A 17,265-nucleotide genomic window follows, 5' to 3' on the forward strand; every position below is an offset into this window, starting at 1 on the left:
AACAGGCAGGTTGCCTGTGACCGGACCACTGAGCCTTCCGGGGAGTTCCCGTGGCCAGCGGTGGGAGTGGGACTCCACTTGCTGTCCCCGGTCTTCGCCGGGACGGTCGCATCGGCCAGTTTAGCAGTCATGATGTGTTTAGCGGGACCGATGCCTGGCCACGCCGCGACCACGTCGCACGCCTGTCCCAGGTTTAGCGAATATCCTCGCGGTCTGTGACCGTAACCACGAGCCGGCCGGCCTCCCGGTACCACTGGGTTCCGGCGGCAGCCGGCTGGACCGTCGGTGTCATCGCCACCCTGTCGCTGGTGGCAAGCGTGTCACCGCTGATCCGGTGGGTCATCAAGGTCCCGCGAGAGTTCATCAACGACTACGTTTTCAACTTTCCCGACACCAGCTTCGCGTGGTCGTTTGTGCTGGCATTGCTGGCCGGCGCGTTAACGGCGCGCAAGCGCATCGCCTGGTGGGCGCTGCTGGGCAACCTGCTCATTGCCGCCGGACTGAACGTCGCGGACCTGGCGGCGGGCGACAACACCCGGCTGGAAACCTTCGGCGAGAATCTCGGGCTTGCCCTGCACGTGGCCGCGATCATCCTGCTGGTCTTGGCCTACCGGGAGTTCTGGGCCAAGGTGCGCCGCGGCGCGCTGTACAAGGCGGCCGGGGTTCTGCTCGCCGGGTGGGCGATCGCGATCCTGCTGTCCTGGGGGCTGGTCGAGTTGTTTCCCGGCTCGCTGGCTCGCCAGGACCGGTTGCCATACGTCGTCAACCGGGTCATCGGGTTCGCCCTGGCCGACCCGGACCTGTTTCACGGCAGGCCGGACGTCATCCTCAACGCGCTGTTCGGGTTGTTCGGCGCGCTGGCGCTGATCGCCGCGGCGATCGTGCTGTTTCAATCCCAGCGCGCCGAAAACGCACTCACCGGCGAAGACGAATCCGCGATCCGCGGGCTGCTCGAGTTGTACGGACACAACGACTCCCTGGGCTACTTTGCGACCCGCCGCGACAAGTCTGTGGTGTTCGCCCCCAACGGGCGCGCCGCCATCACCTACCGGGTGGAGGTCGGCGTCTGCCTCGCCAGCGGCGATCCCATCGGCGATCCCAACGCGTGGCCGCAGGCCATTGACGCATGGTTGCAGTTGTGCCAGTCCTACGGCTGGGCGCCGGGTGTCATGGGCGCGAGTTCACAAGGTGCCCAAGCCTTTCGGCGCGCCGGCTTGAACGCCTTGGAACTCGGCGATGAAGCCATTCTGCACACCGCGGACTTCAAACTGTCCGGCCCGCAGATGCGCAGCGTGCGCCAGGCCGTCACGCGGGCCCGACGCGCCGGGCTGACCGTGCGCATCCGTCGGCACCTGGAGATCTCCCCTGACGAGATGGTGCACGTCATCGAACGCGCGGACGCGTGGCGGGACACCGAAACCGAGCGTGGCTTCTCGATGGCCTTGGGCCGGCTCGGCGACCCCGCCGACTCCGATTGCTTGCTGGTCGAGGCGTTGCGGCCCGACCACGACGTGGTGGCGATGCTGTCGCTGGTGCCCTGGGGGCACACCGGGGTGTCCCTCGATCTCATGCGCCGATCACCGCAATCCCCTAACGGCACCATCGAACTCATGGTCAGCGAACTGGCCCTACACGCTGAACGTCTTGGCATTAGCCGTATTTCACTGAACTTCGCGATGTTCCGCTCCGCATTCGCGCAGGGTGCCCAGTTGGGTGCCGGACCCATCGCACGGTTGTGGCGCGGACTGCTGGTGTTCCTGTCGCGCTGGTGGCAGTTGGAGACGCTGTACCGCTCGAACGAGAAATACCAACCGGAATGGGTGCCTCGGTACGCCTGCTACGAGGACGCACGGATGATCCCGCGTGTCGGCGTGGCATCGGTCATCGCCGAGGGGTTTCTCGTGTTGCCTTTCACCCGGCGGAACAGGCAGCACACCGGCCACCATCCTTCGGTGCCCCGGGCATTAGCGGCGAGTGGACTGTTGCACCAGGACGGCAGCGCCCCGGATCTGTCCGCCCTGCGGCGGATTCAGGTCTCCGGGGCCGAAGAGCCGCGGGCCCGGCTGCCCGAGCAGATGCGGGTGCGGCTGGATAAGCTGAAGACGTTGCAGGGCAAGGGCATTGACGCCTATCCGGTGGGCTGCCCGCCCAGTCATACCGTCGCCCAGGCGTTGGCAGCCGATGACCAGGCCGGGGTTTCGGTGTCGGGCCGCGTGCTGCGTATCCGCGACTTCGGTGGCGTGCTGTTTGCGCAACTGCGCGACTGGTCAGCTGAAATGCAGCTGCTGCTTGATAATTCGCTGCTGGATACGGGCCGTGCCGCGGACTTCACCAGAGTGGTTGATCTCGGCGATTTGGTCGAAGTCGCCGGCCACATGGGGTACAGCAAGACCGGCACGCGCTCGCTGCTGGTCCGCCGATGGCGGCTGATCGGCAAGTGCCTGCGTCCGCTGCCCAACAAGTGGAAGGGACTCACCGACGCCGAGGCCCGGGTGCGTACCCGCTACCTGGACCTGGCAGTCAACGTCGAATCGCGTGAGTTGATCACCGTGCGCAGCAGGGTGCTGCGTTCGCTGCGGGAGACGTTGTTCGCCAAGGGGTTTGTCGAAGTCGAGACGCCGGTGCTGCAGCAGATCCACGGCGGCGCCAGCGCGCGTCCGTTCATCACCCACATCAACAGCTACGACATGGACCTGTACCTGCGGATCGCACCCGAGCTCTACTTGAAGCGGCTGTGTGTCGGCGGTGTTGAGCGCGTGTTTGAGCTGGGCCGGGCGTTTCGCAACGAAGGCGTCGACTTCAGCCACAACCCTGAATTCACGCTGCTGGAGGCATACCAGGCGCACGCGGACTATCGGACCTGGGTTGACGGCACCCGGGAGCTGATCCAAAACGCCGCCGAGGCGGCGCACGGTGAACCGATTGTGCTGCGTCCGGCGGGCGACGGCAACAGCCATAAGCCGGTCGATATCTCCGGCACGTGGCCGGTGAAGACCGTGCATGAAGCGGTGTCCGAGACGCTCGGTGAATACATCGACGCCGACACCGACTTGGCGACACTGCGCAAGCTGGCCGACGCCGCCAACATCCCGTATCTGCGGCGCTGGGACGCTGGGGCGCTGGTGCTGGAGCTCTACGAGCATCTGGTCGAGGCCCGAACCGAGGAGCCCACCTTCTACATCGACTTCCCGATCTCGGTTTCGCCGCTGACCCGGCCGCACCGCAGCAAGCGCGGTGTGGCCGAACGCTGGGATCTGGTGGCCTGGGGCGTCGAGCTCGGCACCGCCTACACCGAGCTCACCGACCCGGTCGAGCAGCGCCGCCGCCTGCAGGAGCAATCGTTGCGAGCCGCGGGCGGCGATCCCGAGGCCATGGAGCTTGACGAGGATTTCCTGCAGGCGATGGAATACGCGATGCCGCCCACCGGCGGTCTGGGCATGGGGGTCGACCGCCTCGTCATGCTCATCACCGGGCGCAGCATCCGCGAGACCCTCCCGTTCCCCTTGGCCAAGCCGCGATGAACCGTTGTGCACATGCGCCAGAATGAACGGCAATGAACGATGTGCCAGTTTCGTCGACGACGATTGCCGCGCCGCTGCTGGTCGGTCAGCACACCTCGCTGATGCACGGGTGGCTGCCGGTCACGATCCAGGCGCTGACCGCGGTCGTGCTGGTGTTGGCGGTCGGGCGGCGGTCGCGCCGCTGGTGGATGCTGAGGCTTCCGGTCGCGGTGGTTGTGGGACTCGCGGTCGCGGTGGGGGTGCGATGGTTTATCGACACCGACGGTCTTGCTGACGATCCGGCGCCGCTCACCCTGTGGCTGTGGGTTGCGCTGACCGGTGCCGCCGCAGCGGCGTTGCTGCTGGGCTGGCGCAGCGCACACTGGTGGCGACGCGCGGCGTCGATCGGGGCAGTGCCGCTGTGCTTGCTGAGCGCCGCGCTGGCGCTCAACGAGTGGGTGGGATATTTCCCGACGGTGCAGGCGGCGTGGAACCAGGTCACCGCCGGTCCGCTGCCGGACCAGACCGACAAGACGACCATCGCGGCGATGGCCGGCAAGCCGGCGCTTCCGCCCCGCGGCAGCGTGGTCCCGGTGATCATCCCCGCCGATGCGTCTCATTTCAAGCATCGCGGCGAGCTGGTGTACCTGCCGCCGGCATGGTTTGCCAGCACGCCGCCGCCGCGGCTACCCACCGTGATGATGATCGGCGGTGAGTTCAACACACCGGCCGATTGGCTGCGCGCCGGAAATGCGGTGACGACCATCGACGAGTTCGCTGCGGCTCATGGCGGCAACGCGCCGGTGTTCGTGTTCGTGGACTCCGGGGGCGCGTTCAACAACGACACCGAATGCGTAAACGGCAGCCGCGGCAACGCCGCCGACCATCTCACCAAAGACGTGCCACCCTTCATGGTGTCGACCTTCGGCGTTAGCCCGGATCGGTCCAACTGGGGAGTCGTCGGCTGGTCGATGGGCGGAACGTGTGCGGTGGATCTGACCGTGATGCATCCGGAGCTGTTCAGCACGTTTGTCGACATCGCCGGTGACCTCGGCCCCAGTTCGGGAACCAGGGCACAGACCATCGCCCGGTTGTTCGGCGGAAATGCCGACGCGTGGGCCGCCTTCGACCCGACCACCGTGATCAAACGGCACGGTTCCTACACCGGAGTTTCCGGCTGGTTCGCGGTCAACTCGGACGGCGCGGTGAGGTCGCACCGCAGTCTCACGGCGGTCGGCACCGCCGACGGGGTTGGCCACGCCACAGCCGCTCACCCCAATGAGCAGGCCGTGGCCGCCGAATCGCTGTGCACGCTGGGTCGCGCCCACGGCATCGACTGTGCCGTGATCGCCCAACCCGGCAAACACGACTGGCCGTTCGCGGGCCGGGCTTTCACGACCGCATTGCCATGGCTGGCCGGCCAGGTGGGTACTCCTAGTGTGGCGCGAATCCCCTTGCCCAGCTTGTCGTCTCCCGCTGTCCCACCGCCAGCCGCACCTGCCCGGGGGGCGTTGGGACACGGCGCCCAGAAGTAGCGTCGATGACGTCGGCCGGTCTTGCGACTAATCGCCGGTCTGCCCGGCGGTTTCGAGCAGACCCGCCCGCTCGACGGTCAGCAGGCTTTCTGTTCGATGCTCTTCGCGGTAGGCTTCGCCGCCGCCGTTGAGCCCGAAAAGCCGTTTGCTCCACAGCAGCCACACCACCGCGACGACATTGATCAGAAATGCGGTAACCCGAAGAGCCGTCACCTTTTCAGTGAGCTCGTAGATCTCCAGAGGCAGGAACACACTGGTGGCGACCACCGCGAAATACTCGCCCCATCGCGCCACCAGCCACAGCCCGACAGCTTCGACAAACTCGATCGCGGCGTACACGGCGAACCCGATCGCGATCCACAGGAACGTCGACGACGACAGCGTGAAGAGGTGGGCGATATGGCGAACGATTTTCGAGTTGTCCGGATCCCATCCGATCTGGTTGGCCAACGGTCGAATCAACGGAAGGTCCTGGTCGAACGCTTGCTGCAGCCGTGTCCGCCGCCCACGAATCTCAACTACACCGAGCGCCAGCACCACAAACACGGCGCCGCGAATCGCGCGTTCGACCGCCAGCGCTCGCATCAACGTCCGGTCTCTCAGCAATCTCCCGCGCGGGATCTCCGGAGCGGTGTCGGCCGGACCGCTCCGCCGCGGAGGGCCGACCACAAACGTTTCGCAGCGCAAACACCGCCATGCCTCACCCGCCGGAGTGTCGGCCTTTAGCCGGTCGCGTAGCCGCGGCTCATCGGGGGCAAACGTCGCATGCCCGCGCAGCCCGCACGATCGCAGGGCGAAATCAATCATGAGAGCACGCTATGTCACCAGCGGCTGACCCGCAGCCGGGTCTGGTTCGTCGACAGCCGAGGTTTCCGCGGGTAGCGGCGCGGCAGGTCCAGATGCCTGACCGGCCGAACCTATCCCCTACCGGTCCTCCAGATGACGCCGGCATCCGAAATGGCTGACCCCGATACCGGATACCACGCCTCGGGCGTACCGACATTCGATTCGCTGGGCGAGCCGACGAACTCATGTTCTGGTTCGACAGCGTGCGAATCGCGATTGTCCACGGCAGCGCCGAGCTGAGGCTGCTGTGCCGAGTGTGCAGCTTGTAAGCGCGATTTCGCCGATTTGTCGAGCACAACCTGCACACTCGGCGCGATAAGACGCGCTACGCGCCGACCAAGCGGCGCCGGTTGGGCCGCGGCGCCGCGTTGACCGGCACCCCCAGTATCTCGGCCAGGAACTTGCCGGTGTAACTCTGCGGTACCGCCGCGACGTCCTCGGGTGTGCCTTGCGCCACGATCGTTCCGCCCTCGGCACCACCCTCCGGCCCCATGTCGATGATCCAGTCCGACGTCTTGATCACATCCAGGTTGTGCTCGATGACGATCACCGTATTGCCTTTGTCCACAAGGCCGTTGAGGACGCGGAGCAGTTTGCGGATGTCATCGAAATGCAGCCCGGTGGTGGGCTCGTCGAGGATGTAAACGGTGCGACCGGTGGAGCGCTTCTGCAGTTCGGAGGCCAGCTTTACCCGTTGCGCCTCACCGCCGGACAGGGTCGGCGCCGGCTGCCCGAGTCGCACATAACCGAGGCCAACGTCCACCAGCGTGCGCAGATACCGGTGGATGCCGGTGATCGGCGCGAAAAAATCCTCGGCTTCCTCGATCGACATGTCGAGCACCTCGGCGATGGTCTTGCCCTTGTAGTGCACCTCGAGGGTTTCCCGGTTGTAGCGCGCACCATGGCACACCTCGCAGGGCACATACACATCCGGCAGAAAGTTCATTTCGATTTTGATGGTGCCGTCACCCGAACATGCTTCGCAGCGGCCGCCTTTGACGTTGAACGAGAACCGGCCCGGCCGATAGCCGCGGACCTTCGCCTCGGTGGTGGCGGCGAACAGGGTCCGGATCTTGTCGAATACGCCGGTGTAGGTGGCCGGGTTGGAGCGTGGTGTGCGTCCGATCGGCGACTGGTCGACTTGCACCAGTTTGTCGACGTGATCGAGCCCGGTGACCCGGGTGTGGCGGCCCGGAACTTGGCGGGCGCCGTTGAGTTTGTTGGCCAGCACCGCGGCCAGGATGTCGTTGACCAGTGTGGACTTTCCGGAGCCGGAGACGCCGGTCACCGAGGTAAACACCCCGAGCGGGAAGGATACGTCGATATCGCGCAGATTGTGCTCCCGGGCGCCCACGACGGTGAGCCGGCGCCGCTTGTCGACGGGCCGCCGAATTGCCGGTACCTCAATACTTTCCGCACCGGACAGGTAGGCGCCGGTGATCGAGTTCTTATTGTGCAGCAGTTCGTCGTAGGGTCCGCTGTGCACGATCTGGCCGCCGTGCTCCCCGGCCCCCGGGCCGATGTCGACGATCCAGTCGGCATGTGCGATCGTGTCCAAGTCGTGTTCGACGACGATCAGCGTGTTACCTAAATCCCTTAAGCGGGTGAGCGTTTCGATGAGACGGCGGTTGTCGCGCTGGTGCAGGCCGATTGACGGCTCGTCGAGAACGTAGAGCACCCCCACCAAGCCAGAACCGATCTGCGTCGCCAGCCGGATGCGTTGTGCTTCACCGCCGGCCAGCGTTGCGGCAGGCCGAGACAGCGACAGGTAGTCCAACCCGACGTCGAGCAAGAAACCCAGCCGCGACAGGATTTCCTTGAGCACCTGTCCGGCGATGGCTTGTTGACGGGGATCGAGGGTGAGGTGCCGCAGAAAGTCTGCGCAGTCCGAGATCGACAGATCGCACACTTCGGCGATGGACTTCTTGCCCCGGTCCCCTGCGGCGAGCGTCACCGCCAGGATCTCCGGCTTGAGCCGCGTACCCCGGCATACCGGGCACGGCACGTCGCGCATGAAACCCTCGTAGCGTTCCTTCATCATGTCCGACTCGGTCTGCTGCATTTTGCGTTGCAGGAACGCCATCACGCCTTCGAAGTCGGTGTAATACGACCGGGTGCGGCCGTAGCGGTTGCGATAGCGAACGTGCACCTGTTCGTCGCAGCCTTCGAGGATCGCCTTGCGCGCCTTCGCCGGAAGCTTGCGCCACGGGGTGTCCACGTCGAAGCCCATCGCCTCGCCGAGCCCGGCCATCATCCGGGTGAAGTAGTCGGCGGCATGCCCCACAGACCAGGGTGCCACCGCGCCCTGGGCCAACGTGAGTTCCGGGTCGGGCACCACCAGGTCGGGGTCGACCTCCTTGCGGATGCCCAGCCCGGTGCATTCGGGGCAGGCGCCGTAGGGTGAGTTGAACGAAAACGACCGCGGCTCAAGGTCATCGACGGCCAATGCATGCCCATTGGGGCAGGCGAGCTTCTCGGAGAACCGCTGTTCGCGGTTGTGGGCGTCGTGCGCGTGGTCGACGAACTCCAGCACCACGATGCCGTCGGCCAAACTCAACGCGGTCTCCACCGATTCGGTGAGCCGCTGCTTGGCGCTGGGCTTGACGGTCAGCCGGTCCACCACGACCTCGATGTCGTGTTTCTCCTGCTTCTTCAGCTTCGGCGGATCGGTCAGCGGATGTACCACACCGTCGACTCGCACCCGGCTGTAGCCCTGCGTGTTGAGCTTCTCGAACAGGTCGACGAACTCGCCCTTGCGGGTGCGCACCACCGGTGCCAGCACCTGGAAGCGGGTGCCTTCGGGCATGGCCAGCACCTGGTCGACGATTTGCTGCGGTGTCTGCCGCGCGATCCGCTCGCCGCACACCGGGCAGTGCGGGGTGCCGGCGCGGGCATACAGCAGCCGCAGATAGTCGTAGACCTCGGTGATGGTCCCGACCGTCGAACGTGGGTTGCGGTTGGTCGATTTCTGGTCGATGGACACCGCCGGGGACAGCCCCTCGATGAAGTCGACGTCGGGCTTGTCCATCTGACCCAGGAACTGGCGGGCGTACGCCGACAGCGATTCCACATAGCGCCGCTGCCCTTCGGCGAAGATCGTGTCGAACGCCAGCGACGACTTTCCTGAGCCGGACAGCCCGGTGAAGACGATCAACGCGTCGCGCGGCAAATCGAGGTCAACGCTTTTCAGGTTGTGCTCGCGCGCACCCTTGACAATCAACCGCTCGGCCATCGCTCCCATGCTAGGTGCCAGCACCGACAGCAGTAACCTGTCGGCTATGCCTGTAGTCAACGACAACTACACCGGCCACGTTGATCCGGGCACCGCGGCGCGGCGCACCTTGCCGGGCGCGACGATCGTCAAGGCATCAGTGGGCCCGATGGACAACAACGCCTACCTGGTGACATGTTCCGAGTCCGGCGAGACGCTGCTGATCGACGCGGCCAACGACGCCGACGTCCTAGTCGACTTGGTGCGGCGCTATGCCCCCAAGGTGTCGCTGATCGTCACCAGCCACCAGCACTGGGATCACTGGCAAGCGCTGCACGCACTCGCCGAGGCCACCGGCGCGCCGACCGCGGCACACGAAATCGACGCCGGCCCCCTGCCGGTCAAGCCGGATCGTCTGCTGGCCCACGGCGACACGGTACAGATCGGCAAACTGAACTTCGATGTTCTCCACTTGCGGGGCCATACGCCCGGGTCCATCGCGCTGGCCCTCGACGGGCCCGCGACCGGCAACGTCACGCAGTTGTTCACCGGCGACTGCCTGTTCCCCGGCGGCGTCGGAAAGACTTGGAAGCCCGGTGATTTCGCGCAGCTGCTTGACGACGTGATCACCCGGGTATTCGACCGCTTCGCCGACGACACCGTCGTCTACCCCGGTCACGGCGACGACACCACACTCGGTGCGGAGCGTCCGCATCTGGCCGAGTGGCGCGAGCGCGGCTGGTAGGACCACGAGAAGCGCGCGCCAATGGGGGCGCCTGCCCGGATCTGCGGCGGCGCTGGTGCTCGGGGCGCTGCCCGCGTTGGCGTTTCCGGCGCCGGCGCAGTGGTGGCTGGCCTGGGTCGGGCTGGTCCCGCTGCTGCTGGTGGTGCGCGCAGCGCCGACGACGCTCGACGCCGGAATACGGGCGTGGCTCGGCCTGGCCGGCTACGTGCTGACCACGCAGTACTGGCTGCTGCCCAGCGCCGGGCCTTTTCTCGCGGTGATGGCGGCCGTGCTGGGGGCACTGTGGGTGCCGTGGGGTGGGGCGGCACATTGGCTGTTCTCGGGCCGACGGGTGACGGCGCGTCGGATGCTGGCCGCGGTCGTCGTGCTGCCCAGCGCGTGGGTGGCGGCGGAGGCGGTGCGGTCATGGCCCAGCCTCGGTGGTCCGTGGGCTGCGCTGGGCGCCTCGCAGTGGAACCAGCCTGCCACACTGACCTCCGCCGCACTCGGCGGGGTGTGGTTGACCAGTTTCCTGCTCGTCGCAGCCAACACCGCGATCGTCGGCGCACTTGTGTGCCGGCGCCTGCCCGGTCGGCTCAGCTGCGTGGTGATCGCCGTGGCGTCCGCGGGGCTGGGGCCGGCGTGGTTCCTGTGGGGGACAACGCCGGCGGCGGGCACGGCGGCGCGGGTTGCGCTGGTGCAGCCCGGGGTCATCGACGACGCCGTGGCGCGTGAGGAGGCCGGCAAAGCGCTGACCGCCACGTTGGCCGGGCAAGGGATAGACCTGGTCGTGTGGGGCGAGAGCAGCGTCGCCGTCGATCCCGCCAGCCACCCCGACGATGTGCGGCAGCTGACGGAGCTGGCCCGAAAGGTGGGTGCGGACCTGCTCGTCAACGTTGACGCGCCCGCCCCGGCCGGCGGAATCTACAAGTCGTCGGTGCTGGTCGGGCCGAACGGGCCGCGGGGCATCTACCGCAAGACCCGGCTGGTGCCGTTCGGTGAATACGTGCCGTTGCGCCCCCTGCTCGGCTGGCTCACCCGGCACACCAGGGCCGCCGGCCAGGACCGCGGCCGGGGGCGCGGGCCGGAGGTGCTGCGCGCCGGCTCGCTGACGATCGGGCCATTGATCAGTTTCGAAGCGGTGTTTCCGGATCTGCCCCGCCGGGACGTGCAACGGGGCGCGCAATTGCTGGCATACCAAAGCTCGACGTCGACATTTCAGGGAACCTGGGCGCAACCGCAGCTGGCGAGCGCGGTCGCGGTCCGCGCCGCCGAAGTGGGCCGCCCGGCGGTACATGCCGGGTTATCGGGGGACAGTGCGGCGTTCGACGCGCGCGGCCGGACACTGAGCTGGTGCGGGTCAACCGATCGTGGCGTACTGGTGGTCGACGTTCCGCTGGGCTCATACACCACCATGTACCAGCGGCTGGGCGAATGGGTGCTGGCGCTGGCGTTCTCGATTGCGGGGACGGCTTCGATCGTGGCTTTACGGTCCCGGCGGCGTGGCGACTACGGGGTGGTGTGAACGATCAATACGTCGGTCTTGGCTCGGCGCGAGACGTTGGCCGGCACCGAGCCCAGCAGTCGGCCGGCGATCGTGTTCAATCCGACGTTGCCGACGACCAGCAGGTCGGCGCCCACCTCCTCGGCAAGTCCGACCAGCGCGTCGACGGGTGCACCGACGATCGCCCGTTCTTCGATGTTCTTCGCACCGGCTGCCTTGGCCCGGTCCCGCGCCTCGCGCAAGATCGCGTAGATGGGCGCGGTTCCGGAGACCTTGTAGCTCTCGTCCTTCAAGACGTCGGCGGCCCGGGCATCCTCTGGTTGGGGCAAGTACGCCGACGCGACGATCAGCTTCGCGTCCGCGCCCGCGATGTGGCCTGCCCGGTCCACCGCGCGCAGCGAGGAGTCCGAGCCGTCGGTTCCTACCACCACGGTCTGATAGGCGCTCATTTACCCTCCCAGATGTCGGTTGCTACGCCAACCCAAGACAGTAACCCTTTGCCGCATGCGGGGGGTCCGATTTGCGACACGCTGCGGGCCCGGGCGGCCACCCCAAACGAGGTGGTCGGCCCCGTTGCGCTGCGCCCCACTCCGATCGAGCAGTGCGGGTTTGTCAAAAGTCGTTGTGCCACAACCTATTACAAGTTCACTAGCGGCGGAGTTCCCGGCGGCGGGCTCGATATCTGGGGTGCGGGGTGATTTAAGCCGCGCCGACGGAGGTAATCAGGCTCACCACACCATCCCTAAAGTGACAATCACCATGTCCGTGTCGATCGTCGAGCAGCCCGCCGCGGCGGCGGTCGCCGCAGCGCCGGTGCGTCGCCCCCGTCCCGGCAGGCTGCGCGACCCGTTGTCGGTTGCGCTGCTGGCGGTCATCGTCAGCGGCGCGGGCGCCAGTCGCCCGTCGCTGTGGTTCGACGAGGGGGCGACGATCTCGGCCGCCGCGAGCCGTTCCCTCGCGCAACTGTGGCGGCTGCTGGGCCACATCGACGCCGTGCACGGCCTGTATTACCTGGTGATGCACGGGTGGTTCACGTTGTTTCCCCCGACCGAGTTCTGGTCGCGCGCGCCGAGCTGTCTGGCCATCGGCGCCGCCGCGGCGGGTGTTGTGGTCTTCACCAAGCAGTTTTGTCCGCGCACCACCGCGGTGTGCGCGGGGGTGGTGTTCGCCATCCTGCCGCGGGCAACCTGGGCCGGTGTCGAAGCACGCTCCTATGCGTTTTCCGCGGCCGCCGCGGTGTGGCTGACCGTGCTGCTAATCGCCTCGGCGCGGCGCAACCGGGCATGGTTGTGGCTCTTCTACGCCCTGGGGCTGGTGCTATCGGTGCTGCTGCACGTCTACGAGGTGCTGCTGGTGCCCGCTTACGCGGCGGTGCTGCCGGTGATCACCCGCCGGAAAGCCGCCGTCATGTGGTGGGCAATCACTTCCGGCGTCGCGGTCGCTGCGCTGACCCCGTTCATGCTGTTCGCACACGGGCAGCGGTATCAGGTGGCCTGGATCTTTCCGCTCAACTGGCACAACGTCATCGACGTCACACAGCACCAGTACTTCGACAACAGTGTCCCGTTCGCGCTACTGGCGGCCGTTGTGATCGCCACCGCGGCCGCATTGCGGATCACCAAGGGGCGCCGGCCCGCTGGCAAGACGCGCGAGCTGCTGTTGATATGTGCGGCGTGGATGGCGATCCCCACCGCCGTCAGCCTGGTCTATTCAGCACTCAGCGAGCCGATGTATTACGCGCGCTACCTGTTCTTCACCGCGCCAGCGATGGCCGTCGTACTGGCGGTGTGCATCGTCACGATCACGACGAATCCGCGGGCCGTCGCGGCCATGTTGATCGGGTTCGCCCTCGCCGCGTTCCCGAATTACCTCTTGTCGCAACGCAGCCCATTCGCCAAAGAGGGCTGGGACTACAGTCAGGTCGCCGACGTCGTCAGCGCGCATGCATCCCCCGGCGACTGCCTTCTGGTCGACAACACGGTGGTTTGGGCACCCGGGCCGATCCGCGCACTACTGGCCACCCGGCCGGCCGCTTTCCGGCCGCTGGTGGACGTGGGACGGGGTGCCTATGGACCTGACCACGGCACACTGTGGGACGGCCACGTCGCGGTGTGGCTGGTGATGGACAAGCTCAGCAAGTGCACCACGGTGTGGACCATCACCAACCACGACACGACACTGCCCGCCCATCAGAGCGGACGATCGCTGCCTCCCGGGCCGGTATTCGGGCGGGCGCCGGCCTATCAGTTTCCCCGCAGGCTCGGCTTCCGCATCGTCGAGCGCTGGCAGCTGCACCGGACCCAGGTGCTCAAGTCGACACGCTGATCATATTGCGCCGCAACGTAACTAAGCGCAGAGCTGCCCGCGGGTGGCGCAGCGGGAAGCCGCGACGCCAGCCGCGGCCAGCACCGTGAAAACGGTGAACAGCCAACGGGCCTCCGTGACGGCGCCCCCGTGGGCCTCGTTGACCAGCACACCGGCCAGCCCGGCGCCCACTGCTGCGGAGATCAGTTGCACGATGTTGATGCCGGCGGCCGCGGCGCCGCTTTCGGCTGGGTCGTCCACGCAGCCCATCGCCCACGCCGACAAATGCGGCCAGGCGACGCCGATCCCCGTCCCGGCAACCAGCAGGCCCACGGCCCACACCGCGACCACCCCGACCGGCGCGTCGTCGGATTGGGTGAGCGCACCCGATGCCAACCCGACCGCCATCACCGCGGGTGCTGCGGTGACCACGCGCGCGATGAGGCGCGGGTTGCTCAGTGACGCGCTGAGCAGTTCGCTCACCGTCCAGCCGACGGCCAGCGCCGCACCTAGGAAGCCCGCCACCACCGGGCTCAAGTGCGCCAGCCGTTGGCCGAACAGCGGCACATAGGTGTCGACCATCGCGGTGGCCAACAGCAACGCTTGGGTCAGGTAAATCCATTTCAGCGGGCCCGGCCCAAACGCGCTGGGCGGCAACGCCGCTGAGGGCAGCCGCCGATCGACGACGACGAACACCACCACCAGCAGCGCGCCGGCGGCCAGCAGCGCTGCGGTCGCGCCGAGATCGTGGGGAAGCTCGGCGACGCTGACCGCCAGCGCGGCAGTGCCCAACAGCAGCAACGCCCATACGGGAATTCTGGTCGCGCGAACCGCGCTATGGTCGACGCGGCCCGCTGCCAGCACCGCCGGCACCGAGACGGCGATCGCCGCGGTCAGCATGGCGACCGCGCCGAACGCCCAGCGCCACCACCCGAATTGGGCGAAGAAACCACCCATCGCGGGTCCTACCACCGTGGCGACCCCCCACATCACCGACACCAGCGCTGAGGCTCTCGTCCAAAGTGCTTGCGGCAACGCTGAATTGATGATTGCATAGCCCAGACCGGCCAGCAGGCCACCGGCCGCGCCCTGAAGAGTGCGGCCCGCCAGCAGCACCTCCATTCTCGGCGCGGCCGCACACACCAGGCTGCCGAGGCTGAACACGGCCAGCCCCACCAGGTAGGCCCAGCGTGCGCCCACCCGCAGCAGCACCGCATTCACCGTGGTAGCCGCGACCACCGATCCGACCAGATACAGCGTCGTCACCCAGGCGTAGAGCCGCTCGCCGCCGATGTCGGCGACGGTGCTGGGCAGCAGGCTGATCGTCAGGAACTCGTTGATGGCGTACAACGCCACACCGCCTGCCAGCAGCGTTGAGATCCCCAGATACCGGCGGCCCAGCAGCGCCCGCCAACTGCCGGTGCCGACGACGGCGGTGGGCGAGCTCACTTGACGCCGGCAGCATCCATGGCGCGCAGTTCCTTCTTCAGGTCCGCGATCTCGTCGCGGAACCGCGCGGCCAGCTCGAACTGCAGGTCTCGCGCCGCGGCCATCATCTGCTCAGTGAGATCCTTGATGAGATCAGCCAATTCGGCGCGCGGCATGTTGGCGGTGTCGCGGCCTTCGACAATGCCGGCGCTGACCGTGCGTCCCGGTTCGCCCTGGGCCCGTCGGCCGCGGGACACGGCACGCCCAGAACCGAGCTCGACGGTCTCGGTGTCCTCGGCTTCGGTGTAAACCCGGTCGAGGATGTCGGCGATCTTCTTGCGCAGCGGCTTCGGGTCGATCCCGTGCTCGGAGTTGTAGGCGATCTGTTTGGCCCGGCGCCGCTCGGTTTCATCGATCGCCTCACGCATCGAGTCCGTGATGGTGTCGGCGTACAGGTGCACTTCGCCGGAGACGTGGCGGGCCGCACGCCCGATGGTTTGAATCAGGCTGCGCGTGGAGCGCAGAAACCCTTCCTTGTCGGCGTCGAGGATCGACACCAGCGACACCTCGGGCAGGTCCAGGCCCTCCCGCAACAGGTTGATCCCCACCAGCACGTCGAACTCACCGAGCCGCAGCTGGCGCAGCAGCTCGACCCGGCGCAGCGTATCGACCTCCGAATGCAGATAGCGCACCCGAATACCCATCTCCAGCAGGTAGTCGGTGAGGTCCTCGGCCATCTTCTTGGTCAACGTCGTCACCAGCACCCGCTCGTCGGCCGCGGCCCGCTTGCGGATCTCACCGATCAGGTCGTCGATCTGGCCCTTGGTCGACTTGACCACGACCTTGGGGTCCACCAGCCCGGTCGGCCGGATCACCTGCTCGACGAACTCGCCGCCGGTCTGGCCGAGCTCATACGGGCCCGGCGTTGCCGACAGGTACACCGTCTGCCCGATCCGCGACGCGAACTCCTCCCAGGTCAGTGGCCGGTTGTCGCAGGCCGACGGCAACCGGAAGCCATATTCGACCAGGTTGCGCTTGCGCGAGATATCGCCTTCGTACATGCCGCCGATCTGCGGCACGGTGACGTGCGACTCGTCGATGACCAGCAGAAAGTCTTCCGGGAAGTAGTCCAGCAGCGTGGCCGGCGGGGTGCCCGGGCCGCGGCCGTCGATGTGCCGCGAATAGTTCTCGATACCCGAGCAGAACCCGACCTGGCGCATCATCTCGATGTCGTAGTTGGTGCGCATCCGCAGCCGCTGGGCCTCCAGCAGCTTGCCCCGGCTTTCCAGCTCGGCCAGCCGCTCGGCCAGTTCTTCCTCGATGGTGGAGATCGCATGCGCCATCCGCTCGGGGCCGGCGACGTAGTGGGTGGCCGGGAAGATCCGCAGCGAGTCGACCCGCCGGATCACCTCACCGGTCAGCGGGTGCAGGTAGTACAGCGCTTCGATCTCGTCGCCGAAGTATTCGATGCGGACGGCCAACTCCTCATAGCTCGGGATGATCTCGACGGTGTCACCGCGCACCCGGAACGAGCCGCGGGTGAACGACAGGTCGTTGCGGGTGTACTGCACGTCGACCAACAGCCGCAGCAGCGCGTCGCGCGGCACCTCGGTGCCCACCCTCAACTCGACCGAGCGGTCCAGATACGACTGGGGCGTGCCCAGGCCGTAGATGCACGACACCGAGGCGACCACCACGACGTCGCGGCGAGACAGCAGCGCCGAGGTCGCCGAGTGCCGCAGCCGTTCCACGTCGTCGTTGATCGAGCTGTCCTTTTCGATGTAGGTGTCGGTCTGCGCGATGTAGGCCTCTGGCTGGTAGTAGTCGTAGTACGACACGAAGTACTCAACCGCATTGTGCGGCAACATCTCTCGCAGTTCGTTGGCCATCTGCGCGGCCAGTGTCTTGTTCGGCTCCATCACCAGCGTGGGCCGCTGGAGGCGTTCGATGAGCCAGGCGGTGGTGGCCGACTTGCCGGTGCCGGTGGCACCCAGCAGCACGACATCCTTCTCCCCCGCCCTGATCCGCCGCTCCAGTTCGTCGATGGCGGCCGGCTGGTCGCCCGCCGGGGCGTGTGGGCTGACCACCTCGAAGCGGCCGCCGGTGCGCACCAATCCCTCCACGGCCTCTTTGGCCGGGCGGTATTCGGAGTGTGCGACCACCGGATGCTCGGTAGCGAAAGCCATGAAATCCAGAGTAGGCCGGGCCCACGA

10 protein-coding genes are annotated in these 17,265 nt (G+C 67.0%); 5 read left to right on the forward strand and 5 right to left on the reverse strand.

Annotated features, from left to right (window positions below):
- Positions 1 to 215: 215 nt before the first annotated feature.
- Together lysX and MHEC_RS12345 are read left to right on the forward strand one after the other, a co-directional pair.
- Positions 216 to 3,521 carry a bifunctional lysylphosphatidylglycerol synthetase/lysine--tRNA ligase LysX gene (lysX, locus tag MHEC_RS12340; RefSeq protein ID WP_048892308.1) on the forward strand — a complete coding sequence of 1,102 codons (3,306 nt, stop codon included), beginning with the start codon at positions 216 to 218 and terminating at the stop codon, positions 3,519 to 3,521.
- A gap of 32 nt (positions 3,522 to 3,553) precedes the next feature.
- Positions 3,554 to 5,035 (forward strand): alpha/beta hydrolase, encoded by a 1,482-nt coding sequence (locus tag MHEC_RS12345; RefSeq protein WP_099869054.1) that lies wholly within the window; start codon positions 3,554 to 3,556, stop codon positions 5,033 to 5,035.
- A gap of 27 nt (positions 5,036 to 5,062) precedes the next feature.
- Here MHEC_RS12345 and MHEC_RS12350 read toward each other — a convergent pair whose 3' ends face one another.
- Together MHEC_RS12350 and uvrA are read right to left on the reverse strand one after the other, a co-directional pair.
- Positions 5,063 to 5,842: a DUF2127 domain-containing protein gene (locus MHEC_RS12350; RefSeq protein WP_048892307.1), complete on the reverse strand. Its 780-nt coding sequence runs from the start codon at positions 5,840 to 5,842 to the stop codon at positions 5,063 to 5,065.
- A gap of 364 nt (positions 5,843 to 6,206) precedes the next feature.
- Positions 6,207 to 9,113, reverse strand: a complete 2,907-nt coding sequence (uvrA, locus tag MHEC_RS12355) for an excinuclease ABC subunit UvrA (protein WP_048892335.1) — start codon at positions 9,111 to 9,113, stop codon at positions 6,207 to 6,209.
- 46 nt (positions 9,114 to 9,159) lie between these two features.
- Here uvrA and MHEC_RS12360 point away from each other — a divergent pair, with 46 nt between their 5' ends.
- The gene (locus MHEC_RS12360) at positions 9,160 to 9,837 is read left to right on the forward strand and encodes an MBL fold metallo-hydrolase (protein ID WP_048892334.1); all 678 of its coding nucleotides are present in this window, start codon (positions 9,160 to 9,162) and stop codon (positions 9,835 to 9,837) included.
- 52 nt (positions 9,838 to 9,889) lie between these two features.
- Positions 9,890 to 11,341 carry an apolipoprotein N-acyltransferase gene (gene lnt, locus MHEC_RS12365; RefSeq protein ID WP_048892333.1) on the forward strand — a complete coding sequence of 484 codons (1,452 nt, stop codon included), beginning with the start codon at positions 9,890 to 9,892 and terminating at the stop codon, positions 11,339 to 11,341.
- On the opposite strand, the gene MHEC_RS12370 is transcribed toward lnt, so the two are convergent.
- Complete coding sequence (locus MHEC_RS12370) at positions 11,326 to 11,769, reverse strand: universal stress protein (RefSeq protein WP_048892306.1); 444 nt, start codon at positions 11,767 to 11,769, stop codon at positions 11,326 to 11,328. The genes lnt and MHEC_RS12370 overlap by 16 nt on opposite strands.
- A gap of 310 nt (positions 11,770 to 12,079) precedes the next feature.
- Between MHEC_RS12370 and MHEC_RS12375 the strand changes: the two genes are divergently transcribed.
- Positions 12,080 to 13,645 carry a mannosyltransferase gene (locus MHEC_RS12375; RefSeq protein ID WP_071700300.1) on the forward strand — a complete coding sequence of 522 codons (1,566 nt, stop codon included), beginning with the start codon at positions 12,080 to 12,082 and terminating at the stop codon, positions 13,643 to 13,645.
- Positions 13,646 to 13,666: 21 nt separating this feature from the next.
- Here the strand turns inward: MHEC_RS12375 and MHEC_RS12380 are convergent, their stop codons facing one another.
- Both MHEC_RS12380 and uvrB read right to left on the reverse strand, forming a co-directional pair.
- Positions 13,667 to 15,073: an MFS transporter gene (locus tag MHEC_RS12380; protein ID WP_048892304.1), complete on the reverse strand. Its 1,407-nt coding sequence runs from the start codon at positions 15,071 to 15,073 to the stop codon at positions 13,667 to 13,669.
- A complete protein-coding gene (gene uvrB / locus MHEC_RS12385) occupies positions 15,070 to 17,238 on the reverse strand; it encodes an excinuclease ABC subunit UvrB (protein ID WP_048892303.1) in 2,169 nt (722 codons plus the stop codon). The genes MHEC_RS12380 and uvrB overlap by 4 nt, the downstream gene beginning before the upstream one ends.
- Positions 17,239 to 17,265: the final 27 nt, after the last annotated feature.

Source organism: Mycobacterium heckeshornense (genome assembly GCF_016592155.1).
GTDB classification, from domain to species: domain Bacteria; phylum Actinomycetota; class Actinomycetes; order Mycobacteriales; family Mycobacteriaceae; genus Mycobacterium; species Mycobacterium heckeshornense.

Excerpts from the sequence above, each read along its gene's own strand:
- MHEC_RS12345 (WP_099869054.1), top strand. The coding sequence starts at position 3,554 with ATGAACGATGTGCCAGTTTCGTCGACGACGATTGCCGCGCCGCTGCTG.
- MHEC_RS12350 (WP_048892307.1), bottom strand. The coding sequence starts at position 5,842 with ATGATTGATTTCGCCCTGCGATCGTGCGGGCTGCGCGGGCATGCGACG.
- uvrA (WP_048892335.1), bottom strand. The coding sequence starts at position 9,113 with ATGGCCGAGCGGTTGATTGTCAAGGGTGCGCGCGAGCACAACCTGAAA.
- MHEC_RS12360 (WP_048892334.1), top strand. The coding sequence starts at position 9,160 with ATGCCTGTAGTCAACGACAACTACACCGGCCACGTTGATCCGGGCACC.
- MHEC_RS12370 (WP_048892306.1), bottom strand. The coding sequence starts at position 11,769 with ATGAGCGCCTATCAGACCGTGGTGGTAGGAACCGACGGCTCGGACTCC.
- MHEC_RS12375 (WP_071700300.1), top strand. The coding sequence starts at position 12,080 with ATGTCCGTGTCGATCGTCGAGCAGCCCGCCGCGGCGGCGGTCGCCGCA.
- uvrB (WP_048892303.1), bottom strand. The coding sequence starts at position 17,238 with ATGGCTTTCGCTACCGAGCATCCGGTGGTCGCACACTCCGAATACCGC.